The sequence below is a fragment of the Pseudomonas sp. T1.Ur genome, assembly GCF_023516725.1.
Taxonomy (GTDB): Bacteria; Pseudomonadota; Gammaproteobacteria; order Pseudomonadales; family Pseudomonadaceae; genus Aquipseudomonas; species Aquipseudomonas alvandae.
Genome location: NZ_JAMGSN010000001.1, coordinates 1 through 26388, shown reverse-complemented (window position 1 = coordinate 26388; position 26388 = coordinate 1). Strand labels below are relative to the sequence as shown.

Annotated in this window: 33 protein-coding genes; 8 read left to right on the top strand and 25 right to left on the bottom strand. The window is 58.6% G+C overall.

Annotation, left to right across the window (positions count from 1 at the left end):
• Positions 1–53 precede the first annotated feature (53 nt).
• Genes M8Q45_RS00165 through M8Q45_RS00150 form a run of 4 tightly spaced genes read left to right on the top strand, consistent with a single transcriptional unit; the run spans position 54 to position 4078 of the window.
• The gene (locus tag M8Q45_RS00165) at positions 54–980 is read left to right on the top strand and encodes a DUF72 domain-containing protein (RefSeq protein WP_249873137.1); all 927 of its coding nucleotides are present in this window, start codon (positions 54–56) and stop codon (positions 978–980) included.
• Positions 977–1795: an endonuclease/exonuclease/phosphatase family protein gene (locus tag M8Q45_RS00160; RefSeq protein WP_249873136.1), complete on the top strand. Its 819-nt coding sequence runs from the start codon at positions 977–979 to the stop codon at positions 1793–1795. Before M8Q45_RS00165 ends, M8Q45_RS00160 begins: the two co-directional genes overlap by 4 nt.
• A complete protein-coding gene (gene clsB / locus M8Q45_RS00155; RefSeq protein ID WP_249873135.1) occupies positions 1792–3090 on the top strand; it encodes a cardiolipin synthase ClsB in 1299 nt (432 codons plus the stop codon). Before M8Q45_RS00160 ends, clsB begins: the two co-directional genes overlap by 4 nt.
• On the top strand, positions 3077–4078 hold the full coding sequence (locus M8Q45_RS00150) for a lysylphosphatidylglycerol synthase domain-containing protein (RefSeq protein WP_249873134.1): 1002 nt from the start codon (positions 3077–3079) through the stop codon (positions 4076–4078). Before clsB ends, M8Q45_RS00150 begins: the two co-directional genes overlap by 14 nt.
• A 134-nt stretch (positions 4079–4212) precedes the next feature.
• On the opposite strand, the gene M8Q45_RS00145 is transcribed toward M8Q45_RS00150, so the two are convergent.
• Together M8Q45_RS00145 and M8Q45_RS00140 are read right to left on the bottom strand one after the other, a co-directional pair.
• Positions 4213–4971 carry an alpha/beta hydrolase family protein gene (locus M8Q45_RS00145; protein ID WP_030140481.1) on the bottom strand — a complete coding sequence of 253 codons (759 nt, stop codon included), beginning with the start codon at positions 4969–4971 and terminating at the stop codon, positions 4213–4215.
• Entirely contained in the window at positions 4961–6070 is a 1110-nt protein-coding gene (locus tag M8Q45_RS00140) for a DUF3182 family protein (protein ID WP_249873133.1), read from the bottom strand. Before M8Q45_RS00140 ends, M8Q45_RS00145 begins: the two co-directional genes overlap by 11 nt.
• 609 nt (positions 6071–6679) lie before the next feature.
• Here M8Q45_RS00140 and M8Q45_RS00135 point away from each other — a divergent pair.
• Positions 6680–7651 (top strand): IS110 family RNA-guided transposase, encoded by a 972-nt coding sequence (locus M8Q45_RS00135; protein ID WP_249873132.1) that lies wholly within the window; start codon positions 6680–6682, stop codon positions 7649–7651.
• A gap of 90 nt (positions 7652–7741) precedes the next feature.
• On the opposite strand, the gene M8Q45_RS00130 is transcribed toward M8Q45_RS00135, so the two are convergent.
• The gene (locus M8Q45_RS00130; RefSeq protein ID WP_249873131.1) at positions 7742–8737 is read right to left on the bottom strand and encodes a GlxA family transcriptional regulator; all 996 of its coding nucleotides are present in this window, start codon (positions 8735–8737) and stop codon (positions 7742–7744) included.
• 96 nt (positions 8738–8833) lie between these two features.
• Between M8Q45_RS00130 and M8Q45_RS00125 the strand changes: the two genes are divergently transcribed.
• Together M8Q45_RS00125 and M8Q45_RS00120 are read left to right on the top strand one after the other, a co-directional pair.
• On the top strand, positions 8834–9397 hold the full coding sequence (locus tag M8Q45_RS00125) for a cysteine hydrolase family protein (RefSeq protein ID WP_249873130.1): 564 nt from the start codon (positions 8834–8836) through the stop codon (positions 9395–9397).
• Between the two features lie 211 nt (positions 9398–9608).
• A complete protein-coding gene (locus M8Q45_RS00120) occupies positions 9609–10103 on the top strand; it encodes a hypothetical protein (RefSeq protein WP_249873129.1) in 495 nt (164 codons plus the stop codon).
• 119 nt (positions 10104–10222) lie between these two features.
• Here M8Q45_RS00120 and M8Q45_RS00115 read toward each other — a convergent pair whose 3' ends face one another.
• Together M8Q45_RS00115 and M8Q45_RS00110 are read right to left on the bottom strand one after the other, a co-directional pair.
• Positions 10223–10738 (bottom strand): single-stranded DNA-binding protein, encoded by a 516-nt coding sequence (locus tag M8Q45_RS00115; protein WP_024778338.1) that lies wholly within the window; start codon positions 10736–10738, stop codon positions 10223–10225.
• 9 nt (positions 10739–10747) lie between these two features.
• Positions 10748–12145: an MFS transporter gene (locus tag M8Q45_RS00110; RefSeq protein ID WP_249873128.1), complete on the bottom strand. Its 1398-nt coding sequence runs from the start codon at positions 12143–12145 to the stop codon at positions 10748–10750.
• Between the two features lie 168 nt (positions 12146–12313).
• Here M8Q45_RS00110 and uvrA point away from each other — a divergent pair, with 168 nt between their 5' ends.
• A complete protein-coding gene (gene uvrA, locus M8Q45_RS00105; protein ID WP_249873127.1) occupies positions 12314–15148 on the top strand; it encodes an excinuclease ABC subunit UvrA in 2835 nt (944 codons plus the stop codon).
• 113 nt (positions 15149–15261) lie between these two features.
• Here the strand turns inward: uvrA and bfr are convergent, their stop codons facing one another.
• The 20 genes from bfr to rpsQ all read right to left on the bottom strand — a co-directional run.
• Positions 15262–15726, bottom strand: coding sequence for a bacterioferritin (bfr, locus tag M8Q45_RS00100; protein WP_003186005.1), 465 nt, complete (start codon positions 15724–15726; stop codon positions 15262–15264).
• 158 nt (positions 15727–15884) lie between these two features.
• Positions 15885–17333 (bottom strand): catalase, encoded by a 1449-nt coding sequence (locus M8Q45_RS00095; RefSeq protein WP_249873126.1) that lies wholly within the window; start codon positions 17331–17333, stop codon positions 15885–15887.
• 240 nt (positions 17334–17573) lie between these two features.
• Positions 17574–17960 (bottom strand): 50S ribosomal protein L17, encoded by a 387-nt coding sequence (gene rplQ, locus M8Q45_RS00090; RefSeq protein ID WP_003176402.1) that lies wholly within the window; start codon positions 17958–17960, stop codon positions 17574–17576.
• Positions 17961–18002: 42 nt separating this feature from the next.
• Complete coding sequence (locus tag M8Q45_RS00085) at positions 18003–19004, bottom strand: DNA-directed RNA polymerase subunit alpha (RefSeq protein WP_003186012.1); 1002 nt, start codon at positions 19002–19004, stop codon at positions 18003–18005.
• Between the two features lie 22 nt (positions 19005–19026).
• Positions 19027–19647, bottom strand: coding sequence for a 30S ribosomal protein S4 (gene rpsD, locus M8Q45_RS00080; protein ID WP_003176404.1), 621 nt, complete (start codon positions 19645–19647; stop codon positions 19027–19029).
• Between the two features lie 18 nt (positions 19648–19665).
• Positions 19666–20055, bottom strand: coding sequence for a 30S ribosomal protein S11 (gene rpsK / locus M8Q45_RS00075; protein WP_002555466.1), 390 nt, complete (start codon positions 20053–20055; stop codon positions 19666–19668).
• A gap of 30 nt (positions 20056–20085) precedes the next feature.
• Positions 20086–20442 (bottom strand): 30S ribosomal protein S13, encoded by a 357-nt coding sequence (gene rpsM, locus M8Q45_RS00070; protein WP_003186020.1) that lies wholly within the window; start codon positions 20440–20442, stop codon positions 20086–20088.
• A gap of 130 nt (positions 20443–20572) precedes the next feature.
• Positions 20573–20689: a 50S ribosomal protein L36 gene (gene rpmJ / locus M8Q45_RS00065; RefSeq protein WP_002555468.1), complete on the bottom strand. Its 117-nt coding sequence runs from the start codon at positions 20687–20689 to the stop codon at positions 20573–20575.
• A gap of 30 nt (positions 20690–20719) precedes the next feature.
• Positions 20720–22048, bottom strand: coding sequence for a preprotein translocase subunit SecY (gene secY / locus M8Q45_RS00060; RefSeq protein WP_030140491.1), 1329 nt, complete (start codon positions 22046–22048; stop codon positions 20720–20722).
• On the bottom strand, positions 22049–22486 hold the full coding sequence (rplO, locus tag M8Q45_RS00055) for a 50S ribosomal protein L15 (protein WP_042729623.1): 438 nt from the start codon (positions 22484–22486) through the stop codon (positions 22049–22051). It lies immediately after the preceding gene.
• 3 nt (positions 22487–22489) lie between these two features.
• Positions 22490–22666 (bottom strand): 50S ribosomal protein L30, encoded by a 177-nt coding sequence (gene rpmD, locus M8Q45_RS00050; protein ID WP_003186033.1) that lies wholly within the window; start codon positions 22664–22666, stop codon positions 22490–22492.
• A gap of 2 nt (positions 22667–22668) precedes the next feature.
• Positions 22669–23169, bottom strand: coding sequence for a 30S ribosomal protein S5 (gene rpsE / locus M8Q45_RS00045; RefSeq protein WP_003186035.1), 501 nt, complete (start codon positions 23167–23169; stop codon positions 22669–22671).
• A gap of 3 nt (positions 23170–23172) precedes the next feature.
• The gene (gene rplR / locus M8Q45_RS00040; RefSeq protein WP_003186037.1) at positions 23173–23523 is read right to left on the bottom strand and encodes a 50S ribosomal protein L18; all 351 of its coding nucleotides are present in this window, start codon (positions 23521–23523) and stop codon (positions 23173–23175) included.
• Between the two features lie 10 nt (positions 23524–23533).
• Positions 23534–24067: a 50S ribosomal protein L6 gene (rplF, locus tag M8Q45_RS00035; protein ID WP_003186039.1), complete on the bottom strand. Its 534-nt coding sequence runs from the start codon at positions 24065–24067 to the stop codon at positions 23534–23536.
• A gap of 12 nt (positions 24068–24079) precedes the next feature.
• Positions 24080–24472, bottom strand: a complete 393-nt coding sequence (rpsH, locus tag M8Q45_RS00030; protein WP_017848802.1) for a 30S ribosomal protein S8 — start codon at positions 24470–24472, stop codon at positions 24080–24082.
• Between the two features lie 210 nt (positions 24473–24682).
• A complete protein-coding gene (rpsN, locus tag M8Q45_RS00025; protein WP_003186042.1) occupies positions 24683–24988 on the bottom strand; it encodes a 30S ribosomal protein S14 in 306 nt (101 codons plus the stop codon).
• Positions 24989–25001: 13 nt separating this feature from the next.
• Positions 25002–25541: a 50S ribosomal protein L5 gene (gene rplE, locus M8Q45_RS00020; RefSeq protein WP_030140492.1), complete on the bottom strand. Its 540-nt coding sequence runs from the start codon at positions 25539–25541 to the stop codon at positions 25002–25004.
• Between the two features lie 20 nt (positions 25542–25561).
• On the bottom strand, positions 25562–25876 hold the full coding sequence (rplX, locus tag M8Q45_RS00015; RefSeq protein WP_003186046.1) for a 50S ribosomal protein L24: 315 nt from the start codon (positions 25874–25876) through the stop codon (positions 25562–25564).
• Positions 25877–25887: 11 nt separating this feature from the next.
• Positions 25888–26256: a 50S ribosomal protein L14 gene (gene rplN / locus M8Q45_RS00010; RefSeq protein ID WP_002555479.1), complete on the bottom strand. Its 369-nt coding sequence runs from the start codon at positions 26254–26256 to the stop codon at positions 25888–25890.
• A gap of 23 nt (positions 26257–26279) precedes the next feature.
• Positions 26280–26388, bottom strand: a 109-nt coding sequence (rpsQ, locus tag M8Q45_RS00005) for a 30S ribosomal protein S17 (RefSeq protein WP_249877244.1), incomplete at its 5' end; no start/stop codon positions are given.

Genomic DNA, 26388 nt, shown 5'->3' with positions numbered 1-26388 from the left:
GGCGGTCATCAAAAGACACAGGCAGTACGAGGTCATTGGCACGGGAGGGATACATGACGGCGATCCACATTGGCATTTCCGGTTGGCGCTACACGCCCTGGCGCGGGGATTTCTATCCCAAGGGGCTGGCCCAGAAACGAGAATTGCAATTCGCCTCTCGAGCGGTCAACAGCATCGAAATCAATGGATCGTTCTACGCCCTGCAACGTCCCGAACGGTATGCCCAGTGGTACGCCGAGACCCCGCCCGGCTTCGTGTTCAGCGTCAAGGCGCCGCGCTTCATCACCCACATCAAGCGCCTGCGGGACGTTCACAAACCCCTGGCGAATTTCTTCGCGTCCGGGGTGCTGGAGCTCAAGGAAAAACTCGGCGCCATCCTCTGGCAATTCCCGCCCAGCTTCAAATTCGACCCGGAACTGTTCGAAGACTTCCTCAAGCAACTGCCCCATGACACCCAGGCTGCCGCCGCCCTGGCCCGGGAGCACGAGTCGCGCCTGGATGGCCACGCCAGCACCGAGACCGATAAAAAACGCCCGCTGCGCCATGCCGTGGAAATCCGCCACGAAAGCTTCATCGACCCGCGCTTCGTCGCCCTGCTCAAACGCTACGACGTCGCCCTGGTGGTCGCCGATACCGCCGGAAAATGGCCCTATCGCGAGGACGTCACCAGCGATTTCGTCTACCTGCGCCTGCATGGCGCCGAAGAGCTGTATGCCAGCGGCTACACCGACGAGGCGCTCAAGCGCTGGGGGGACCGGATCGAGGCCTGGAGCCACGGCACGCAGCCGAGCGACGCACAGTTGATCGATCCGAAAAAGAAACCCCGGCCGCGCAAGAGCCGAGAAGTGTTCTGCTATTTCGACAACGACATCAAAGTCCGCGCGCCCTATGACGCGCGCCACCTGCTGGAGCGCTTCGACCTGGACAAAAATCTCGCCACCGCTCCCGGTGTGCGCCCGGCCGAAGGAGTATTGCCATGAGCACGCCAGAATCCAGCGAAGCCACCCGCGAGCCGCTGCACGATTCGACGCAGCGACTGCTCGACCGAGTCAATCGATTCACGGTGCTGACGGTCAACACGCACAAAGGCTTCACCGCCCTGAACCGGCGCTTCATCCTGCCGGAACTGCGCGAAGCGGTGCGCAGCGTGTCCGCCGACGTGGTGTTCCTGCAGGAAGTACACGGCACCCACGAACACCATCCCCAGCGCTACAGCAACTGGCCGAGCATCCCGCAATACGAATTCCTCGCCGACACCCTCTGGCCGCAGTTCGCCTACGGGCGCAACGCGGTGTATCCGGCGGGCGACCACGGCAATGCGTTGCTGTCGAAATTCCAGATCATCCGCCACGACAACCTCGACGTGTCCATCAGCGGCCACGAAAGCCGCGGCATGCTGCACAGCGTGCTGCGCCTGCCGAACGCTGACGGTGGGCAGGACGTGCATGCCATTTGCGTCCACTTGGGGTTGCGTGAAGGCCATCGCGCCGAGCAACTGAAACTGCTTTGCCAGCGCTTGAGCGAATTGCCGCCCGAAGCACCGGTCATCGTAGCCGGCGACTTCAACGATTGGCGCGGCAAGGCCAATGACCTGCTGGCGCCCTGCGGCCTGCGGGAGGTATTCGCCGAACAATGGGGCAAACCGGCCCGCAGTTTTCCGGCGCGCCTGCCGATCCTGCGCCTGGACCGCATCTACGTGCGCAACCTCAAGGCCCATCACGCCAAGGTACTGAATGTACGACCCTGGTCGCACCTTTCCGACCACGCACCGCTGTCGGTGGAGATCGAATTATGAACGCGACGATGGACAAGGCGACGGTGGAAAAGGTCGAGGTGCCGCCGACCGAACGCAACCCGGCGCTGGCCGACGTCGAATACGGCTGGCACGGCAACAACCGCGTCACGCTGCTGGAAAACGGCGAGGAATATTTCCCACGGGTTTTCGAAGCGATTCGCCGCGCCAAGGAAGAAATTCTCCTGGAGACGTTCATTCTGTTCGAGGACAAGGTCGGCTTTGAACTGCGGGATATATTGGTCGAGGCGGCCAAGCGCGGCGTACGCATCACCGTCAACCTCGACGGTTTCGGTTGCGGTGAGCTGAGCACGGCGTTTCTCGCCTCGTTGAGCGATGCCGGGATACGCCTGCAAATGTTCGACCCGGCCCCCCGGCACCTGGGCATCCGCACCAACTGGTTCCGCCGCCTGCATCGCAAGATCGTGGTAGTGGACGGCGTGATCGCGTTCATCGGCGGGATCAACTTCTCCGCTGACCACCTGGGCGACTTCGGTCCCGAGGCCAAGCAGGATTATTCGGTGGAAATCAAAGGCCCGGCGGTGGTGGATATCCATCACTTCGCGCTGCTGCAAAGCGGTCGGCCGGCCCGGGCCAAGTATTGGTGGCAACGTCGCCGCAGCCGCCGCACCGAGTTGGCCTTCAACGACCATGACGGCCAGGTACGCCTGGTCTACCGCGATAACCACGAGCATCAGACCGACATCGAAGAGGTCTACCTGCAAGTGCTGCGCAGCGCACAGCGTCGGGTGGTGATCGCCAACGCGTATTTCTTCCCCGGTTATCGGTTGCTGCGCGAAATCCGCAACGCCGCGCGACGTGGCGTGGAGGTGCGGCTGATCCTGCAAGGGCAACCGGACATGATGATCGCCAAGCTCGCGGCGCGGATGCTCTATGACTATCTGATCAAGGCCGGCGTGACGATCTATGAGTATTGCGAGCGGCCGCTGCACGGCAAGGTCGCCTTGGTGGATGAGGACTGGAGCACGGTCGGTTCGAGCAACCTCGATCCGCTGAGCCTGTCCCTGAACCTGGAGGCCAATGTGTTGATCCGCGACCGCGCCTTCAACCGCGAACTGTTCGAGCGCCTCGATCACCTGAGCCGCAATCACTGCACCGTCATGCCCGAAAATCACGCCCGTCGCGGGCGGCTGTGGCGCATGACCATCGGTTTCATGGTGTTCCACTTCCTGCGTCACTTTCCGGCCTGGGCCGGATGGTTGCCGGCCCATAAACCGCGTCTGAAACCTTTTTCACCGCCGACGGCGGTCCGGAGCGAACCCCATGAACCACTCTGAAGCGCACACCGCGCCGAGAGATGCCCATGCGCCGGAACAGGCCAAGCCGAAGTCGCGCTGGAGTCGCTGGAAACGCCCGCTGACCCTGGCTTTTTTCCTGCTGCTGATCGTGCTGTTCACCGCCCTGGCACGGCGCATCGATTGGTCCGAGGTGTTCACGACGCTGGCGGATTTCAAGCTTCGCACTTTGCTGATCGCCGCCGCGCTGACCATCGCCAGCTTCATCACCTATGCCGGCTTCGACCTGATCGGGCGCACTTACATCCGGCAAAAACTCGGCTGGCGGCAAATATTGCCAGTGGGGGTCATCAGTTACGCGTTCAACCTCAACCTCAGCGCTTGGGTCGGCGGCATCGCCATGCGCTATCGGCTGTATTCGCGGCTGGGGGTGAGCACTGGCAATATCGCCAAGATTCTCGGCTTGAGCCTGGCCACCAACTGGTTCGGCTATATGACCTTGGCCGGCGTGGTGTTCAGCAGTGGCCTGGTGACGATGCCTCCGGGCTGGAAACTGAGCAGCGATGCGCTGCAAGGCGTCGGGGCGCTTCTGCTGCTGATCAGCGCCGGCTACCTGCTGGCCTGCCGTTTCTCCAAGCGCCGGGCCTGGACGATTCGCGGCATGGAAATCAACCTGCCTTCGCTGCGCATGGCCGTGTTGCAATTGGCATTGGGGGCGTTGAACTGGTCGCTGATGGCGGCGGTTATCTTCACGCTGTTGCCGGGCAAACTCGAATACCCAGTGGTGCTCGGGGTGCTGTTGATCAGCAGTATCGCCGGGGTGATTACCCACATTCCGGCCGGTCTCGGAGTGCTGGAAGCGGTGTTCGTCGCGCTGTTGCAGCACGAGGTGTCACGGGGCAGCTTGATCGCAGGGCTGATTGCCTACCGGGCGATCTATTTCATCCTGCCGCTGTTGATCACGGTGGTGATGTACCTGGTGATCGAGGCGAAGGCCAAGGCTTTGCGGGTCAAGCCTGGGGTCAAGTGATGCGGTGCCCAGTCTGGCCCATCGCGAGCAAGCTCGCTCCCACAGGGATCTGCAGAACAAATGAGCCCGGGGCCACACAGGCCATTGTGGGAGCGAGCTTGCTCGCGATGAGGCCCACACAGGCGCCACATGTCTTACCGCTCCTGAATGATGCTCAACCGCTCGCCCACCACCATCTCCGTGATCCAGCTCACCAGGATCGAGGTGTAGGCCTGTTGTGACACGGGGTCGCTCAGGGAATGGTCGGCGCCGTCGATGATCCGATGGGTCAACGAGTGGGTCTGCTGGCACGCCGCTCGATAACTCATGATGGTGGCGTGGGGCACATGGTCATCGGTCTCGGACTCCACCAGCAGCACATCGCCCGTGAACTGCGAGCACGCCTGCAAGGCCCGGTTGGTGTCGGCGTGGACCAGGGTGCTGCGATAATCGAGCAGGTCGGTCTTGTCCAGGTCGCGCTTGGGCGTGTGCCACTGCTCGTCCCGGTAGAGCGCCGGCACCCGCAAGGCCAGCCAGCGCACCGGTCGCAACGACGTCAGGATCGAGGCCAGGTAACCGCCGTAGCTGGTGCCGACCACCGCGATCGCCGACGTGTCCAGCCCGGGGTGGGCCAGCAACCGGTCGTAGGCCGCCAACAGGTCCCGCAAGTTGTCCTCCCGCGTAACCCGTGACAACGGAATTCCCGCGCCCCCCGTGTGCCCGCGCAAGTCGAAGGTCAGGCATACGCAGCCCAGGCCGGCGATGCCCTTAGCCCGTTCAAGATCACGTTCCTGGCTGCCGCCCCAACCGTGTACGAACAACACACCGGGGACCTTTGATTTGGGGCTCAGGAAGGTCCCGTTCATATGCTCATCATCGATGGCAATCTGGATGGTTTCGCTTCTAGCCGTCATAGGATTGAACCGTTACGTATTTGAGTAGGAAGTCACCGTTTTCTGCCTCGCCGCGATAAACCTCCGTCGCGCCGGGGGGCAGCGGCTGATCGGTGTAGGTCTCGACCGAAGACACCCGAACCGCGCGGATCGAAGGATCCTCGACAAACACCTGCAATGCCGCCAGCTCTGCGCTGCTGGCCCCGCCCATCCGCCAGGATTGTTCGAGCACGCCGCCGCGAGGCTGGCCACCGGTGTCCGTCCCTTGGGCGATGTCGTAATTGCGCCGCGACGCAAAGAACGTCGGGAATGCCTGGTTGGCGGCGTCATCGAATACCTGGGCCAGGCGCACCGCTTCGCGCACATCGTCTTGCAGTTCCAGACCGAGCAACTCGATATAGCCACCTTGGGCCACCAGCAGGTCAGAACCGCCATAGACCTCCTGCCCTTCGTTGTCATGGGTCAGGTGTTGCACGCCGCAATAGCTCAAGACCCTGCCGCTGATGAAGCTTTGGCCAACGCTCTGGGTCCTGATCTCATTGAGATTCTGTTCCAGCACGATGCCCTCGCTGAACACCGCCTGGGCGTCTGGCGCCGCGACGATTTCATCGAATTGCGCGATGCTTCGGATGACCCGCTGGCCACGTCCGGCGCAAGCATGGATTGGCTTGAAGCGAATCGGTCCGGCGTACAGCAGATGCTCGGCGGCCTGGCGCGCATCCTTGAGGGAGAACACGCTGATGCCGTCGAGTACAACGCCCCGGGTCAGCTTGGCGAACAGCGGCGACCAGCCCTTCGGCGCAACCGCGTCCTTATTCAACAGACCATGGGCGATTGCCTTGGTGCAGATAAAGTCGTGATCGACATAACCGCCCCAGAGATCCTCCGGTCCCTTGACGCCCAGGCGCAACGCAGCCTCGGGGCCGATCAGGGTTTGCGTGGGCAACAGGTACAGGTCTCGCCCGGCGTGTTGCTCGCTGTCGTAGCTGCCGCCGTATTCCAGGCCCAGAATATTCGCCAGCCAGCGCGCCAGTGCCCGATTGGTTTCGACTTCATGCAGCGGTGCCTGGGGATTGACCGAGTGGGCCACTACACATTTATCACGATGGATCGACGTCATGCGTTGTCCTTTCAACTGCGCTCAATAGCCGTAGCTATAAGGATTGCAGAGATCAGGCCAACGGCGCGGCAGGGGACGAACGGTCAAGGAAACGGGGGGATGGGCCGAGGAATATGGCACCGAGCCTGTTTCATTCTGCACGACAGAGGGTTGGAATCCGGCAAATTGCACGATGCCAGCCGGCAGACACAGCCCCACCAGTGGCGAGGGAGCTTGCTCCCGCTGGTGTAGGAGCTGGCGAAGCCTGTGATCTTTTGATCTTTTGATCTTTTGATCTTTTGATCTTTTGATCTTTTGATCTTTTGATCTTTCACTTGAGACTCAAGTGTCTGGGGTAAAGATCGCAGCCTCGCTTCGCTCGGCAGCTCCTTGTATCTCGACTATCGCTCCGTCAGGAGCGATAGTTCTCGACTGATCATCGAGGGAGGGACTTGGAAGCCGCGCAGCTCCTTAGGCTTTTTGCCTGTGATGTAGATCGTGCTCCAGCCCTCCACACTCACTCGTACAGTTCGCACGGTATCTTGGGCCCGCCTCCGGCTAGAGCCCGCATTCGCAAGGTTGGACCGAGTGACGTGATGATCGCAAAAGGGAACAAGTGGAGAAACGATCATGTCTGGTTTCGTTGGCGTCGACGTTGCAAAGAACACTTTTGATATCGCTACACACCTGCCCAACGGCAAGCACAAAACCAAGGCCAAGCTGGCCAACAATCCAAAAGGTTTTAAAGAGTTTGAGGCTTGGCTAGACACAAACGTCGAGCGTTCGGCCCTGATCGTGATGGAAGCCACCAGCGTCTACCACTTGGAGCTCGCCGAGTTCGTTTACAACAAAGGCTTCCGAATCTGCGTCGTGAACCCGGCTACGACCAAAGCGTACGCTGACAGCGAGCTGCGCCGCATCAAGACCGATAAAAGCGATGCCAAACTCATCGCCGACTTCGCCCGGGAAAAGGATCAGAAGCTTCAGCCATGGGCACCTGAGCCACTGAAGTATCGCCAGTTGAAAGCTATGGTGCGCCGCCTGGATGACCTTCAGGAAATGGAACAAATGGAGCTTAATCGTCTGGACGTGTCTGACGAAAAGGTCAAAGACTCGATCAACTCCGTTCTGCGCCATATCGAAAAAGAGATCGTTGAAACACATAAGGCGATCAAAAAGCACATCGATGACGACCCGGATATGCGTCAGATGCGGGATCTGATCGTAACCATCGACGGTATCGGACAAAAAACGCTTGAGCGATTGCTAGCCGAACTGGGCGACTTGCGCAAATACAGCGATCCTCGCCAATTGGTCGCCGCTGCGGGGCTGAATCCCAAGCTGCAAGAATCAGGAAAGCTCAAAGGTCATACCCTAATTTCGAGAATCGGGTCAGCACGGCTGCGTGCAGGCCTTTACATGCCTGGCATGGTGGCGCTGAAACACAATAAGGCGATCATGGCGATGAAAGAACGCCTGGAGGCCAACGGCAAGGCCCCCAAACAAATCATCTGCGCGGCAATGCGCAAACTGCTGCACTTCGTTTACGGAGTGCTCAAGTCAGGACTGCCATATGACCCGAAACTTGCGCTTGCCCGGTGAGACTTAAGACGGTATCTACACAGCTCCTACACAGCTCCTACAGGCGCACCCCAGCGGGAGCAAGCTCCCTCGCCACAAAGGGGACCAGTGTCAACCTTTGGAAGCGTTTTGCGGGCTTACCCCGAACCTCGCCCGGTAGTCACTCGGCGCCAGCCCGGTGATCTTCTTAAAGGTCGAGCGAAAGGCCCCGGGATCCTGATAACCCACGGTCCAGGCAATGTGATCGATGGTGCCGTTGGTGAACTCCAACATTTCCCGGGCCTTGCCCACTCGCAGGTGCTGGCAGTATTCGGTGGGCTTGAGCCCGGTGGCGGCACGGAACCGGCGCAGGAAGGTGCGTTCTTCCAGGCCGGCCTGCTCCGCCATTGCGCCGAGGGAGACGTCCACCGCGCCGCTGCGCTGCAGCCAGTGCTGCACCTTGAGGATCGCGCCGTCACCGTGTCCCAGGATCGGCGCAAAATTGCTGCCACACTGACTCGCGCTGTCGCTGTGCTCGATCACCAGGAATTTCGCCGTGTGCGTGGCGATGCTGGGGCCGAGCAGACGATCCACCAACCGCAGCCCAAGCTCCGACCAGGCCATCAGCCCCGCCGTGGTGATCAGGTCACCGTCATCGACGATGGGTTTGTCAGCGTTGAGCTTGATCTTCGGATAACGCGCCGCGAAGGACTTCGCCGACGTCCAGTGGGTGGTGGCGCTGCGACCGTCGAGCAGGCCGCTTTCGGCCAGCAGGATCGAACCCACGCAAACCCCGCCCAATACGGTGCCGTCGGCATGCTGAGCCCGAAGCCAATCCATCAGGACCGGCGTGGCAAGCTTTTCATTGAAGCCGGCAATGGAGGGCGGGATCAGCAAGGCAATCAGTTTGCCCGGCGCTGCGTCCTCGCTGTCGAACACCCGCAGCGGCGCCTCACCGTTTTCCGTGCGCCAATGACTCACCCGCAGCCTCGGCAACTGCACACTGGCCTGCTCGGTTGCGATCCTGGCCGCGACCGTAAACAGATCGGTCAAGCCGTGCACCGCCGCCAATTGCGCACCGGGATACATCAGCACGCCAAGTTCAGCGAATGCCCTTTCCTGCGCCATTGTCAGTTTTCCCTCGCCTATTGTCGTTACGGCCAATCCTCCCATCGCCGGGCTTGGCCAATACTGGCTTCACCGCAATCAACCGAGGAAGTCCCCATGTCCAAGCAAGCGCTCATCGTAGTCGATATCCAGAACGACTACTTCCCCCAGGGAAAATGGCCATTGGTCGGCGTCGAGGCGGCAGCCGACAATGCCGCCAAAATGATCGAGGCGTTTCGCCAGGCCGCAAACCCGGTGGTGCACGTTCGCCACGAATTCACTTCCGACGAAGCGCCCTTTTTCACGCCAGGCTCCGAAGGCGCGCAGTTGCACTCCAAGGTGCTCAACCGTGCCGATGAGCCGGTGGTGCTCAAGCATTTCGTCAATTCGTTTCGCGAGACCGAACTGCAGTCGATCCTCGATCAGCAAGGCATTGAGCAGTTGGTGGTCGTCGGTAGCATGAGCCATATGTGTATCGATGGCGTCGTGCGGGCGGCAGCGGACCTGGGCTACGGCGTCACGGTGATTCACGATGCGTGCGCGACTCGCGATCTTGAATTCAACGGCGTGGTCGTCCCGGCCGCTCAAGTCCATGCCGCGTTCATGTCGGCGCTGGGGTTTGCCTATGCGAACGTGGTGAGTGCCGAGCAATTCCTGAGCGACAGCCAGGCGCAGGCGTAGCGATAAACAGCAAGCGAAATGACTAGGCGTGGGTGGGTGGTTACTACGAGAATGGCCAGGTTTTTATGCCAGAGCCCGCCGTATGAAACGCAAACGCCCGCCGCGCCTGGTCGCTTCCCCTGCTCCACGCCACGCCCCCGGGTGGACGCCAGAACATCCCTCGACTTGGGATTGTTCAAGCGACGTATCCAGGCCGGGATTCCTGGGGACAATGATCTACGCTACGGGCTTGTTGCTGGCCCTGCCCGTCTACTGGCTGGCAGTGTTCACGATGGTGCTGTTCAAGGTCGAAGGCCTGTCGGCCACTCACAAGATGATTATCATGGACCCGCTGGTCATGGCGCTCATGTTCATCAGCGCATTCGCGGCCATCTGCGTCATCAACTGGCTGGCATCCGAACCTGACGTGCTGGGTTTCTGCTTTGACGAACGCCAGCAACGGCTCACCTTCACCCAGCGCCGCCCTGCCCGGCAAACCACCAAAGAATGCGTGCCCTACAGTGCCATCGATTACATCAAGCCCTATACCTTGACCACCTTCGGCAACGTGAATCACTTTGATGTGGGCTACGCCGGGGCCGATGGCAAGCCGATTTCGCGTCGGTTTCGGGTGGATATTACGGTGGAGGAAATGGCATTCCATGCCACGTGGTTGACACAGTCGATTGGCGAGAGGATGCAGGAGCTGTTGGATCTGGATTTGTGACTTCAATGGCTTTGTTTCCTTAAGCGACGAACCTGACCTGCGCCAAACAAATAAAAAGCCCCAAGGGCGAAATGGCACTTGGGGCTCTTATGGAAGTTGCTCTGTAGGCTCAGCCAGAATCAGAACGGAATATCGTCATCAAAGCTGTCGAAATCCGGAGCCGGCTGCGGCGCGGCTTGCTGCGGAGCCGGACGCTCGCGTTGTGGCTGTGGCGCCGACTGCGGGCGAGGCGCTTGCTGGCGCGGAGCCGACTGCTGGTAGTTGTTGCCACCTTGCTGCTGGTCGCCTTGCGGACGGCCACCGAGCAATTGCATGGTGCCTTGCATGTCGACGACGATTTCGGTGGTGTAGCGCTTGATGCCGTCTTTTTCCCACTCGCGGGTCTGCAGCTTGCCTTCGATGTAGACCTGCGAACCCTTGCGCAGGTATTCGCCGGCAATCTCAGCCACTTTGCCGAACATCGACACGCGGTGCCATTCGGTCTTCTCGACCTTCTGGCCGGTTTGCTTGTCGGTCCATTGTTCGCTGGTGGCCAGGCTCAGGTTGGTCACGGCGTTGCCGTTAGGCAGGTAGCGAACTTCTGGATCCTGGCCGCAAGTACCGACCAATATGACTTTGTTAACCCCACGGGCCATAACGTTCTCCTAGGCTTCGCACGCTGCCGGGGCCGGGTTGTTCACCAGGCGCTCGAGCGTCGCACGATCCAATAATTCGGTGTCCAGTTTGATATACACGGCCGCCTCGTCGGCGACCACCACTGCATCGGTTACTCCAACGACGGCCCTGAGGCGCTCGGCCAGGCCTGCTTCGCGGATGGCTTCGGGCGACAACGGCAAGCGCAGGCTCGTCACATACGGAGGTTCGCGCATGGTAACAGCAAAGGCTAACCAAAGTGCAGCCAGCGCGGCACATCCCAGGAACACAACCGACAAACCGCCATGCTGGAACAACCAGCCGCCGAGGATGCCCCCCAGTGCCGACCCCAGGAACTGGCTGGTGGAATAAACGCCCATCGCCGTGCCCTTGCCACCCGCCGGAGAAACCTTGCTGATCAACGACGGCAGCGACGCCTCGAGCAGGTTGAACGCGGTGAAGAACACCACCGTGCCAATCACCAAGGCCCGCAGGCTATCGCCGAACTGCCAGAAGAATAGCTCAGTGAGCATGAGCGTCACGACGGCGCCGAGTAAAACTCGTTTCATTTTGCGTCGCTTCTCGCCATAGATGATGAACGGGATCATGGCGAAGAACGAAATCAGCAATGCCGTCAGGTAGACCCACCAGTGTTGCTCTTTGGGCAGGCCGGCCTTTTGCACCAGCGCCAGCGGCAGGGCCACGAAACTGGACATCAGCATGGCATGGAGCACGAAGATGCCCAGGTCCAGGCGCAGCAGGTCAGGATGCTTGAGCGTCGGCACCAGCGCCTGGCGGGCGACCCCGGATTCGCGATGCTGCAACGGCCCGGTGGAACGTGGCACGATGAACGCGACGATCAGCACACCCACCAGCGCCATGGCCCCGGTCGCGAGGAACAGGCCCGACAAACCGAAAGCCCGCGTCAACAACGGTCCTACAACCATGGCGACAGCGAACGACAGACCAATCGTCATGCCGATCATCGCCATCGCTTTTGTCCGATGCTGTTCGCGGGTCAGGTCTGACAGTAATGCCATGACGGCAGCAGAAATAGCACCCGCACCCTGTAGGATCCGTCCGGCGATCACGCCCCAGATCGAATCTGCGTTGGCCGCCAGCAGACTGCCGAGGGCGAACACGATAAGCCCCAGGTAAATGACGGGCCGTCGACCGATCCGGTCGGAAATGATCCCGAATGGGATCTGGAAAATCGCCTGGGTCAGGCCGTAGGCGCCGATCGCCAGCCCGATGAGGGCCGGGGTCGCGCCCGCCAGGTCCATGCCATAGGTCGCCAGTACCGGCAACACCATGAACATGCCCAGCATGCGAAAGGCGAACACCAGGGCCAGGCCGCTTGCCGCGCGGGCCTCGCCGCTACTCATGCGTTCGCTGTGGGGATCGTGCATGGAAAAACCTCGTGTGAACCGGCGGGGATTCTACCAGTCCCATCGATTGAGGGGGTATATGGCGACCGTTTGCCGCGCAGTCTTCATGTATGACACTTGATAGTGTGTATCCATCCAGTATTTACCCGTATACTCCTACGTTTTCGACGCCCGCCGAGCGAGGCCACTTTGGACAAGATCCTGATTCGTGGGGCCCGTACCCACAACCTGAAGAACATCGACCTGACCCTGCCACGGGACAAGCTGATCGTCATCACCGGCCTGTCCGGATCCGGCAAATCATCGCTGGCTTTCGACACCCTGTACGCCGAAGGCCAGCGACGCTATGTCGAATCGCTGTCGGCCTACGCCCGGCAGTTCCTGTCGATGATGGAAAAACCCGACGTCGACACCATCGAAGGCCTGTCGCCGGCGATCTCCATCGAACAGAAGTCGACCTCCCACAACCCACGGTCGACAGTCGGCACGATCACCGAAATCTACGACTACCTTCGCCTGCTCTATGCGCGCGTCGGTGTTCCCCGCTGCCCCGATCATGACATTCCACTTGAAGCCCAGACCGTCAGCCAGATGGTCGACCTGGTGCTGGCCCAGCCCGAAGGCAGCAAGCTGATGCTCCTGGCGCCGGTCATCCGCGAGCGCAAGGGCGAGCACTTGATGGTCTTCGAAGAACTGCGCGCCCAGGGCTTCGTTCGCGCGCGGGTCAACGGCAAGCTGTGCGAGCTCGACGAGCTGCCGAAGCTGGATAAACAGAAGAAGCATTCCATCGATGTGGTGGTGGACCGCTTCAAGGTCCGCGCCGATCTCCAGCAACGCCTGGCCGAATCCTTCGAGACCGCGTTGAAGCTGGCCGACGGCATCGCCCTGGTGGCGCCGATGGACGACGAGCCTGGCGAGGAGATAATCTTTTCCGCACGCTTCGCCTGCCCGATCTGCGGCCATGCGATCAGCGAGCTGGAGCCCAAGCTGTTCTCCTTCAACAACCCGGCCGGCGCCTGCCCGACCTGCGACGGCCTGGGGGTCAAGCAGTTCTTCGACACCAAGCGACTGGTCAATGGCGAACTGACCCTGGCCGAAGGCGCGATTCGAGGCTGGGACAGGCGCAACGTCTACTACTTCCAGATGCTTGGGTCGCTGGCAGCCCACTACAAGTTCAGCCTGGACAAGCCATTCAGCGAGCTGCCCGCCGACCAGCAGAAATTCATCCTGCACGGCAGCGGCTCGCAGAATGTCGACTTCAAATACCTGAACGACCGTGGCGATATCGTCAAGCGCTCGCACCCGTTCGAAGGCATCGTGCCGAACCTGGAGCGACGCTACCGCGAGACCGAGTCGGCCAGCGTGCGCGAAGAACTGGCCAAGTTCCTCAGCACTCAGCCCTGCCCTGATTGCCGCGGCACCCGCTTGCGCCGCGAAGCGCGGCATGTGTGGGTCGGTGAGAAGACGCTGCCAGCTGTCACCAACTTGCCGATTGGCGATGCCACCGATTATTTCGGCGGTTTGAAGCTCACCGGTCGTCGTGGCGAAATCGCCGACAAGATCCTCAAGGAAATCCGCGAACGCCTGCAGTTCCTGGTGAACGTCGGCCTTAATTACCTGACCCTCGATCGCAGTGCCGACACCTTGTCCGGCGGCGAAGCCCAGCGTATCCGCCTTGCCAGCCAGATCGGCGCCGGCCTGGTGGGCGTCATGTACATCCTCGACGAACCGTCCATTGGCCTGCACCAGCGGGATAACGACCGCCTGCTCGGGACCTTGAAGCACCTGCGGGATATCGGCAACACCGTCATCGTCGTAGAGCATGACGAAGACGCGATTCGCCTGGCGGATTACGTGGTGGACATCGGCCCAGGCGCGGGCGTCCACGGTGGGCATATTGTCGCCCAGGGCACTGCCGCCGAGGTCATGGCGCATCCCGACTCGCTGACCGGCAAATACCTGTCGGGCCGGGTGAAGATCAAGGTTCCGGCCAAGCGCACGCCACGCAACAAGAAACTGTCGCTGACCCTCAAGGGTGCCCGCGGCAACAACCTGCGCAACGTCGACCTGGAAATCCCGATTGGCCTGCTCACGTGTGTCACCGGCGTGTCAGGTTCCGGCAAGTCGACGCTGATCAACAACACGCTGTTCCCCCTCAGCGCCACTGCCCTGAACGGCGCCACCACTTTGGAAGCCGCCGCTCACGACAGCATCAAGGGCCTGGAGCATCTGGACAAGGTCGTCGACATCGACCAAAGCCCGATCGGTCGTACGCCGCGCTCCAACCCGGCGACCTACACCGGGCTGTTCACCCCGATCCGCGAACTGTTCGCCGGCGTACCGGAGTCCCGCTCACGGGGTTACGGCCCAGGGCGTTTCTCGTTCAACGTCAAGGGTGGGCGCTGCGAGGCCTGCCAGGGCGATGGCCTGATCAAGGTGGAAATGCACTTCCTGCCTGACATCTACGTGCCATGCGATGTGTGCAAGAGCAAGCGTTACAACCGCGAGACCCTGGAGATCAAGTACAAGGGCAAGAACATCCACGAGACCCTGGAGATGACCATCGAAGAGGCCCGGGTGTTCTTCGACGCGGTACCGGCTTTGGCGCGCAAACTCCAGACGTTGATGGATGTAGGGCTGTCGTACATCAAGCTCGGTCAGTCGGCGACCACCTTGTCCGGCGGCGAGGCGCAGCGGGTCAAGCTATCCCGCGAGCTGTCCAAGCGCGATACCGGCAAGACCCTTTATATCCTCGATGAGCCGACCACTGGTCTGCATTTCGCAGATATCCAGCAATTGCTCGACGTACTGCATCGTCTCCGCGATCACGGCAACACCGTGGTGGTCATTGAACACAACCTGGACGTGATCAAGACCGCTGACTGGCTGGTGGACCTGGGCCCGGAAGGCGGTTCCAAGGGCGGCCAGATCATTGCCGTAGGGACGCCGGAGCAGGTGGCGGAGATGAAGCAGTCCCATACTGGGTATTACCTCAAGCCACTGCTGGAGCGTGATCGGGACTGATTCTTCCTGGCACAAAAAAGCCCCTGTCATCTCATCGATGGCAGGGGCTTGATCGTTCCCACGCTTTGCGGGGGAATGCATCTCGGAACGCTCTGCGTTCCCCTCTTCAGCAATCAGAACTGCGATTGCAGGTAATTTTCCAACCCGATCAGCTTGATCAGGCCCAACTGCTTCTCCAGCCAGTAGGTATGATCCTCTTCGGTATCGTTGAGCTGGATACGCAGGATCTCGCGGGTCACGTAGTCGTTGTGCTGCTCGCACAACTCAATGCCTTTGCACAGCGCGGCGCGAACCTTGTATTCCAGGCGAAGGTCGGCGGCGAGCATGTCGGGGACGGTGGTACCGACGTCCAGGTCGTCCGGGCGCATGCGCGGCGTGCCTTCGAGCATCAGGATCCGGCGCATCAACGCATCAGCGTGCTGTGCCTCTTCTTCCATCTCATGGTTGATACGTTCGTAGAGCTCGGTAAACCCCCAATCCTCGTACATCCGCGAATGGATGAAATATTGATCACGGGCTGCCAGCTCGCCGGTCAGCAACGTGTTGAGGTAATCGATTACGTCTGGGTGACCTTGCATCGCCCTACATCTCCACAAGCTTTGAAAGGCTCTAGTTTGAACCAACCTGACTGCAAGGTCACTCGTCTAGCGCAACAAAAGTGAAGAAAATCCAAGAAAAGCAGGCTAAATAACGCAAAAACCGCCCTAATGAGGGCGGTTCTGCTTCTCGTTTAGACTTAGTTAAGCTGTACGCCCAGCGCCTTTGCGATACCTTCTCCGTAAGCAGCGTCTGCCTTGAAGAAATGCTGCAGTTGGCGATCAACCACATCCGCCGAAACGCCGCCCATCGCGCCGGCAATGTTGCTGATCAGCAGCGCTTTCTGCTCGTCGCTCATCAAGCGGAACAGCGCGCCAGCGTGGCTGTAGTAGTCAGTGTCTTCGCGATGATCATAACGATCCGCCGCACCGCTGAGGGCCAATGCCGGCTCCGCATAATGCGGTGCCTGCTTCGGCGCTTCGACATAGCTGTTAGGCTCGTAGTTGGGAGCCGCGCCACCATTGCTGCCGAACGCCATCGCGCCGTCACGTTGGTAGGTATTGACCGGGCTACGCGGCGCATTCACTGGCAATTGCTGGTGATTGGTACCCACGCGGTAGCGGTGTGCATCGGCGTAGGCAAATACGCGGCCCTGCAGCATGCGATCAGGCGAAAGACCCACACCCGGCACCATGTTGCTCGGCCCGAATGCCACTTGTTCCACCTCGGCAAAGTAGTTCAGCGGATTGCGATTGAGTTCAAGTTCACCGACCTCGATCAGCGGGAATTCCTTCTGCGACCAAGTCTTGGTCACATCGAACGGGTTCTCGTAATGAGCCGCAGCCTGAGCTTCGGTCATGATCTGGATGCAGACGCTCCATTTCGGGAATTCACCGCGCTCGATCGCATTGAACAAGTCGCGCTGGGCATAATCCGGGTCGGTACCCGCCAGGCGAGCGGCCTCGGCCGGTGCCAGGTTCTTGATCCCTTGCTTGGTCTTGTAGTGCCATTTCACCCAGTGACGCTCGCCTTGGGCATTGATCAGGCTATAGGTATGGCTGCCGAAGCCATGCATGTGGCGGTAGCCGTCAGGAATGCCGCGGTCAGAGAACAGGATGGTGATCTGGTGCAGCGCCTCGGGAGAATGCGACCAGAAATCCCACATCATCTGCGCGCTTTTGAGATTGCTTTGCGGCAAGCGTTTTTGCGTGTGGATGAAATCTGGAAATTTCAGCGGATCACGAATGAAGAATACAGGCGTGTTGTTGCCAACGATGTCCCAGTTACCTTCTTCCGTGTAGAACTTCAGGGCGAAACCGCGGGGGTCACGCTCAGTGTCAGCGGAGCCGCGCTCACCGCCAACGGTGGAGAAGCGGAGGAAAGTCGGCGTCTGCTTGCCCACGGAATCGAACAGCTTCGCGCTGGTGTATTGGGTGATATCACGAGTTACGGTAAAGGTACCGTATGCACCTGACCCTTTCGCGTGCACGCGGCGCTCGGGAATGTTTTCGCGGTTGAAATGAGCAAGCTTCTCGATCAGGTGGAAATCATCGAGCAGCAGCGGGCCACGTGGGCCGGCGGAGCGAGAGTTCTGGTTATCGGCAACAGGAGCGCCACTGGCGGTCGTAAGCGTTTTGATCTGGCTCATGCTCAATTCTTCCTAGGTCGGTCTTCGGACTGCCGGCTAATCGGCTGGAGAGGAGTATTGATCAACAATGTGACGGCTACAAATTTATTAAATTGTGCGCATCAATAGAAAATCTCTAACAACAACCCCAACGCCAATAGTGACGCCTTGGCCTTATGGAAGCTTGTACGAATAAGCTGTTTTTCTTACGCGCACAAAAAACCGGGCACTAGGCCCGGTTCTTCGTTGCAGACTGTCGTCTTACTCGGCGCTTACAGCTTCGCCGGCAGTAGCACGATCAACCAACTCGACGTACGCCATAGGCGCGTTGTCGCCAGCGCGGAAACCGCACTTGAGGATGCGCAGGTAGCCACCCTCACGGGTAGCGTAACGCTTGCCCAGGTCGTTGAAGAGCTTACCAACGATAGCTTTCGAACGAGTACGGTCGAAAGCCAGGCGGCGGTTAGCCAGGCTGTCTGTCTTGGCCAGAGTGATCAGCGGCTCGGCAACGCGGCGCAGTTCTTTGGCTTTCGGCAGTGTAGTTTTGATCAGCTCGTGCTCGAACAGCGACACCGCCATGTTTTGAAACATGGCCTTGCGGTGCGAGCTGGTGCGGCTCAGGTGACGACCACTTTTACGATGACGCATGGTTCATTCCTTACCAAACACAACGTTCGGTGATTACGACGATCAGGCAGTCGCCTTGTCGTCCTTCTTAAGACTTGCAGGCGGCCAGTTGTCGAGGCGCATGCCGAGGGACAGACCGCGGGAGGCCAGAACGTCCTTGATTTCAGTCAAGGATTTCTTGCCAAGGTTCGGAGTCTTCAACAGCTCTACTTCGGTACGCTGAATCAGGTCGCCGATGTAGTAGATGTTTTCCGCCTTAAGGCAGTTAGCCGAACGTACAGTCAGTTCCAGATCGTCAACCGGGCGAAGCAGGATCGGATCGATCTCGTCTTCCTGCTCGACAACCACTGGCTCACTGTCACCCTTGAGGTCGACGAACGCAGCCAACTGCTGTTGCAGGATGGTTGCTGCACGACGGATAGCCTCTTCAGGATCCAGGGTACCGTTGGTTTCCAGATCAATAACCAGCTTGTCCAGGTTGGTACGCTGTTCGACACGGGCGTTTTCCACCACGTATGCGATACGGCGAACCGGGCTGAACGAAGAGTCAAGCTGCAAGCGACCGATGCTGCGGCTTTCGTCTTCATCGCTCTGACGCGAGTCTGCCGGTTCATAACCACGACCACGAGCTACGGTGAGCTTCATGTTCAGGGCGCCGTTAGACGCCAGGTTAGCGATTACGTGATCGGGGTTAACGATCTCGACATCATGATCCAGCTGAATATCGGCAGCGGTAACCACCCCCGAACCCTTCTTCGACAAGGTCAGCGTAACTTCGTCACGACCGTGCAGCTTGATAGCCAGACCTTTAAGGTTCAACAGGATTTCAATTACGTCTTCCTGTACACCTTCGATGGCGCTGTACTCGTGGAGCACACCGTCAATCTCGGCCTCGACTACTGCACAGCCGGGCATTGAGGACAACAGGATGCGGCGCAGCGCGTTGCCCAGGGTGTGGCCGAAACCACGCTCGAGAGGCTCGAGTGTGATCTTGGCGCGGGTTGGACTGACAACCTGCACATCAATATGGCGGGGTGTCAGGAACTCATTTACCGAAATCTGCATGGATGCACCTATTTTCTAGCCCTTACTTGGAGTAGAGCTCGACAATCAGGCTTTCGTTGATGTCGGCGGACAGATCACTGCGAGCAGGAACGTTCTTGAAAACGCCCGACTTCTTCTCAGTGTCTACTTCTACCCATTCTACGCGGCCACGTTGGGCACACAGATCGAGAGCTTGGACAATGCGAAGTTGGTTCTTTGCTTTCTCGCGAACAGCAACCACGTCACCAGCACGAACCTGGTAGGACGGAACGTTTACGGTCTGGCCGTTAACGCTGATCGACTTGTGCGATACCAGCTGACGGGATTCGGCACGAGTAGAACCGAAACCCATACGGTATACAACGTTGTCCAGGCGGCATTCGAGCAGCTGCAACAGGTTTTCGCCGGTTGCGCCTTTCTTGCCAGCAGCTTCTTTGTAGTAGCCGCTGAATTGACGCTCGAGAACGCCATAGATACGACGGACCTTCTGCTTTTCACGCAGTTGGGTGCCGTAGTCGGACTGGCGACCGCGGCGTTGGCCGTGGATACCAGGTGCTGCTTCAATGTTGCACTTCGATTCGATCGCGCGCACGCCGCTCTTCAGGAAGAGATCGGTGCCTTCGCGACGAGCGAGTTTGCATTTTGGACCAATGTAACGAGCCATTCTTTACAATCTCCTGGATTACACGCGGCGCTTCTTCGGCGGACGGCACCCGTTGTGCGGGATTGGCGTCACGTCGGTGATGCTGGCGATCTTGTAGCCACAGCCGTTCAAAGCGCGGACTGCGGATTCACGACCTGGACCTGGACCTTTGACGTTGACGTCGAGGTTTTTCAGGCCGTATTCCAGCGCAGCTTGACCAGCACGCTCGGCAGCTACTTGAGCAGCGAACGGGGTGGACTTGCGGGAACCGCGGAAACCCGAACCACCGGAGGTAGCCCAGGAAAGAGCGTTACCTTGACGGTCGGTAATGGTCACGATGGTGTTGTTAAAAGAAGCATGGATGTGGGCGATGCCATCAACCACTGTCTTTTTAACTTTTTTACGAGGACGAGCAGCAGGTTTTGCCATGATTAAATTCCTGTCGATTCGCTGGGGCGATTACTTGCGGATCGGCTTACGCGGACCTTTACGGGTACGCGCGTTGGTCTTGGTACGCTGACCGCGTACTGGCAGACCACGACGATGACGCAGACCGCGATAGCAACCGAGGTCCATCAAGCGCTTGATTTTCATGTTGATTTCGCGACGCAGGTCACCTTCAGTGGTGAACTTCGCCACTTCGCCACGCAGCTGTTCAATTTGCTCGTCGCTCAGATCCTTGATCTTTGCCGCTGGGTTAACCCCAGTCACTGCACAAATTTTCTGTGCAGTAGTGCGACCAACACCATAGATGTAGGTCAGCGAGATAACAGTATGCTTGTTATCTGGAATGTTGACGCCTGCAATACGGGCCATTCAGTGGGACTCCAATTGACAGCTACCTACGCCCCGGAAGCCAAGAAATAGGGCGCGAGATAATATCGCTGTAATAACAAATAATCAACCCGGCAGCGCACTAGCTGCCGGGCTTAAAGCACAATCACACTCAGCCTTGGCGCTGTTTGTGACGCGGTTCCGCGCTGCAAATTACCCGAACAACACCTTCGCGGCGAATAATCTTGCAGTTACGGCACAGCTTTTTCACCGATGCACGAACTTTCATCACCAACTCCTCGAACCTTATGGACGCTACTCAGCGCAACATGCCGCTGCCGTAGCCCTTCAGGTTGGCTTTCTTCATCAGGGATTCGTACTGGTGCGAAACGAGGTGCGATTGTACTTGGGACATGAAGTCCATCACAACCACGACCACGATCAGCAACGAGGTCCCGCCAAGGTAGAACGGTACGTTTGCCGCAACCACCAGAAACTGGGGAAGCAGGCAGACGGCCGTCATGTAAAGAGCACCGAACATGGTCAAGCGAGTCAGAACGCCATCAATGTAGCGCGCAGACTGCTCACCAGGACGGATGCCCGGAATAAAGGCACCGGACTTCTTCAGGTTTTCCGCTACGTCTTTCGGATTGAACATCAACGCCGTATAGAAGAAGCAGAAGAAAATAATCCCTGCACTAAACAGCAGAATATTCAACGGCTGACCAGGAGCGATCGACTGCGAGATGTCCTGCAACCAGCCCATACCTTCAGACTGGCCGAACCAGGCACCCAACGAAGCCGGGAACAGCAGGATGCTGCTCGCGAAAATGGCCGGGATAACGCCGGCCATGTTCACCTTCAACGGCAAGTGGCTGGTCTGCGCAGCAAACACCTTGCGGCCCTGCTGACGCTTGGCGTAGTGAACAGCAATACGACGCTGGCCACGCTCAATGAACACCACGAAACCGATAATCGCTACTGCCAGCAAACCGATGGCAACCAAGGCAAAAATGTTGATATCGCCCTGACGCGCAGACTCGAAAGACTGCCCGATTGCTCTCGGAAGACCGGCGACGATACCTGCGAAAATCAACATCGAGATACCGTTGCCAACACCACGCTCAGTAATCTGCTCACCCAGCCACATCATGAACATTGCGCCTGCCACAAAGGTGGTTACCGCAACGAAATGGAAGCTAAAGTCACCAGTGAACGATACGCCCTGCCCTGCCAGGCCAATGGACATGCCAATGGCTTGAACGAGAGCGAGGACGACAGTGCCGTAGCGGGTGTACTGGCTAATCTTGCGACGGCCAGCTTCACCTTCCTTCTTCAACTGCTCCAGCTGCGGGCTGACGGCGGTCATCAACTGCATGATGATCGATGCCGAGATGTACGGCATGATCCCCAGTGCAAAAATGCTCATCCGTTCCAGCGCGCCGCCGGAAAACATGTTGAACAAGCTAAGAATGGTCCCCTCATTCTGTCGAAACAGGTCCGCGAGTCGGTCCGGGTTGATACCTGGAACCGGGATGTGTGCGCCTATTCGGTAGACGATAATCGCCAGGAACAGAAAACGCAGACGAGCCCAGAGTTCAGACATACCGCCTTTGCCGAGCGCAGAGAGAGCACCTTGCTTAGCCATTTATTCCTCGAACTTGCCGCCAGCTGCTTCGATAGCCGCACGCGCACCTTTGGTGGCGCCGATTCCCTTTCCGATGGTGACAGCACGAGCAACTTCGCCCGACAGCATGATTTTCACACGCTGAACGTTCTGGTTGATCACGTTGGCATCCTTCAGGGACTGCACGGTGACGACGTCGCCGTCCACTTTGGCCAGCTCGGACAGACGCACTTCTGCGCGGTCCATGGCTTTCAGGGAAACGAAGCCGAACTTCGGCAGGCGACGATGCAGCGGCTGTTGACCGCCTTCAAAGCCTGGAGCAATAGTGCCACCGGAGCGGGAGGTTTGACCTTTGTGGCCACGGCCACCGGTCTTGCCCAAACCACTACCGATACCACGGCCCGGACGATGCTTTTCGCGACGGGAACCCGGCGCTGGACTCAGATCATTGAGTTTCATCGATTAACCCTCGACACGCAGCATGTAGTAAGCCTTGTTGATCATCCCGCGATTCTCGGGAGTATCCAGGACTTCTACAGTGTGACCGATGCGACGCAGACCCAGACCCTTAACGCACAGTTTGTGGTTAGGGATGCGGCCGGTCATGCTTTTGATCAGCGTAACTTTTACGGTAGCCATGATCAGAAGATCTCCTTGACGCTTTTGCCACGCTTGGCGGCAATGGATTCAGGAGACTGCATTGCTTTCAAACCCTTGAAAGTGGCGTGAACCACGTTTACTGGGTTAGTCGAGCCGTAGCACTTGGCCAGAACGTTCTGAACGCCAGCAACTTCGAGGACAGCACGCATAGCGCCGCCAGCGATGATACCGGTACCTTCAGAAGCAGGCTGCATGTACACCTTGGAAGCGCCATGGGCAGACTTCATTGCGTACTGCAGAGTGGTGCCGTTCAGATCAACCTGGATCATGTTGCGGCGAGCAGCTTCCATTGCCTTCTGGATCGCAGCAGGCACTTCACGCGACTTGCCACGGCCGAAGCCAACACGGCCCTTACCATCACCAACCACGGTCAACGCGGTGAAAGTGAAGATACGGCCGCCTTTAACGGTTTTGGCTACGCGGTTAACTTGAACCAGCTTCTCGATGTAGCCTTCGTCGCGCTTTTGGTCGTTATTTGACATAACTTAGAACTCCAGCCCAGCTTCACGAGCAGCATCAGCCAGCGCCTTGACGCGGCCGTGGTACTTGAAGCCAGAGCGGTCGAAAGCCACCTGCGAGACGCCAGCGGCTTTAGCACGCGTAGCGACCAGCTGGCCAACCTTAGTGGCCGCGTCGATGTTGCCAGTGGCACCATCACGCAGTTCTTTATCCAAAGTCGAGGCACTTGCCAGGACTTTGTTGCCGTCGGCCGAAATGACCTGGGCGTAGATGTGCTGCGACGAGCGGAACACGCAGAGACGCACGACTTCGAGTTCGTGCATTTTCAGGCGTGCTTTGCGAGCGCGACGCAGTCGAGTAACTTTTTTGTCGGTCATTTGCTATGCCCTACTTCTTCTTGGCTTCTTTACGACGGACGACTTCGTCCGCGTAGCGCACACCTTTGCCTTTGTACGGCTCTGGTGGACGGAAGTCGCGGATCTCGGCGGCCACTTGACCTACCAGCTGCTTGTCGATGCCCTTGATCAGGATATCGGTCTGGCTAGGAGTCTCAGCGGTGATGCCTTCCGGCAGTTCATAATCCACTGGGTGCGAGAAGCCAAGAGCCAGGTTCAGCACTGTGCCTTTTGCTTGCGCTTTGTAACCAACACCGACCAGTTGGAGCTTGCGCTCGAAGCCTTGGCTTACGCCTTGGACCATGTTGTTTACCAACGCACGAGTGGTACCAGCCATTGCGCGAGTCTGTTGATCGCCATTGCGAGCAGCGAAACGCAGCTCACCAGCTTCTTCAACGATCTCAACGGACGAATGGATGTTCAGTTGCAGAGTGCCCTTGGCACCCTTCACCGAAAGCTGTTGGCCTGCGAATTTGACTTCGACACCGGCTGGCAGCTTAACGGGGTTCTTAGCGACGCGTGACATGCTTATCCCCCCTTAGAACACAGTGCAAAGAACTTCGCCGCCGACACCGGCAGCGCGCGCAGCACGATCCGTCATCACACCTTTGTTGGTGGAGACGATAGACACGCCCAGGCCGCCACGAACTTTCGGCAGATCCTCAACGGACTTGTACTGACGCAGGCCAGGACGGCTAACGCGCTTCACTTCCTCGATGACCGGACGGCCTTCGAAGTACTTCAGCTCGATGGACAGCAGAGGCTTGATTTCGCTGCTGATCTGATAACCCGCAATGTAACCTTCGTCCTTCAGGACTTTGGCAACAGCTACCTTCAAAGTAGAAGATGGCATGCTTACGACGGACTTTTCAGCCATCTGGGCATTACGGATACGAGTTAGCATGTCCGCTAACGGGTCCTGCATACTCATGGGCTAGACGCTCCTAATACACAAAAAATTAGCCTTTCGGCTAGTACGTGTCGCCGAGCGCATCCGCGCAATAAAAACACGGGCTCAGGCGAGCCGGGTATTCTAGACACACCCCAGAAATGAATCAAGCCCCAAAAGGGGCTTGATTCAAGTTCAAGGCCACCGACGGTCAGGATCTTGCGACCCCGAGCATCATGGCTTTGACAGTGCTTACCAGCTGGCTTTAACCAGACCTGGAACGTCACCACGCATAGCAGCTTGACGCAGCATGTTACGGCCGAGGCCGAACTTGCGGTACACGCCGTGCGGACGACCAGTCAGGCGGCAGCGGTTACGCATGCGCGAAGCGCTCGCGTCACGTGGCTGCTTCTGCAGTGCTACGGTAGCTTCCCAACGCGCTTCTGGACTTGCGTTCAGATCGACGATGATAGCTTTCAGCGCTGCACGCTTGGTGGCGTACTTGGCAACGGTGAGCTGACGCTTCAGCTCACGGTTCTTCATGCTCTTCTTGGCCATTGTCCTACTCCAATCAGTTGCGGAACGGGAATTTGAAAGCACGCAGCAATGCGCGACCTTCTTCATCCGTCCGAGCAGTGGTGGTCAGGGTAATGTCCAGACCGCGGAGAGCATCGATCTTGTCGTAATCGATTTCCGGGAAAATGATCTGCTCTTTTACGCCCATGCTGTAGTTGCCACGACCATCGAAGGACTTGGCATTCAGGCCGCGGAAGTCGCGAACCCGAGGCAGGGAGATCGACAGCAGACGATCCAGGAACTCGTACATACGCTCACGGCGCAGGGTCACTTTGACGCCGATCGGCCAACCTTCACGGACTTTAAAGCCAGCGATGGATTTCCGAGCGTAGGTCACGACGACTTTCTGGCCGGTGATCTTTTCCAGGTCGGCAACTGCGTGCTCGATGACTTTTTTGTCGCCGATCGCTTCGCCCAGACCCATGTTCAGGGTGATTTTGGTAACGCGCGGAACTTCCATCACGTTCGAAAGCTTAAGTTCTTCCTTAAGTTTCGGTGCGATTTCCTTCCGGTAAATCTCTTTTAGTCGTGCCATGGTCTTCTACCTAGCAGTGTTCAAGCATCAACCGCTTTTTGGGTCGACTTGAAGACACGAATTTTCTTACCGTCTTCTACTTTGAAACCAACGCGGTCAGCCTTGTTGGTTTCGCCGTTGAAAATGGCGACGTTGGAAGCGTGCAGTGGCGCTTCTTTCTCGACGATACCGCCCTGTACGCCCGACATCGGGTTAGGCTTGGTATGACGCTTGACCAGGTTCAGACCACCAACAACCAGACGGTTGTCAGCAAGAACCTTCAGCACCTTACCGCGCTTACCCTTGTCTTTGCCGGCGATCACGATGATCTCGTCGTCACGACGAATCTTTTGCATGTCGGATCTCCTTACAGCACTTCTGGGGCGAGCGAGACGATCTTCATGAACTTCTCAGTACGAAGTTCACGGGTCACTGGCCCAAAGATACGGGTGCCGATTGGCTCTTGCTTGTTGTTCAACAGAACAGCAGCGTTGCCATCAAAGCGGATGATGGAGCCGTCAGCACGACGAACACCGTGGCGAGTGCGGACTACAACAGCAGTCATCACTTGACCTTTCTTCACCTTACCGCGAGGAATTGCTTCCTTGACGGTAACTTTGATGATGTCACCGATACCAGCGTAACGACGATGGGAGCCACCCAGCACCTTGATGCACATAACGCGGCGAGCGCCGCTGTTATCGGCCACATCGAGCATGGATTGAGTCTGAATCATATAATTTCTCCGACCCCTAGCCCTTAGACTTCCACAGCGCGTTCGAGAACATCAACCAGCGCCCAAGACTTGGTCTTGGCCAGCGGACGAGTTTCACGAATAGTGACCTTGTCGCCGATGTGGCACTGATTG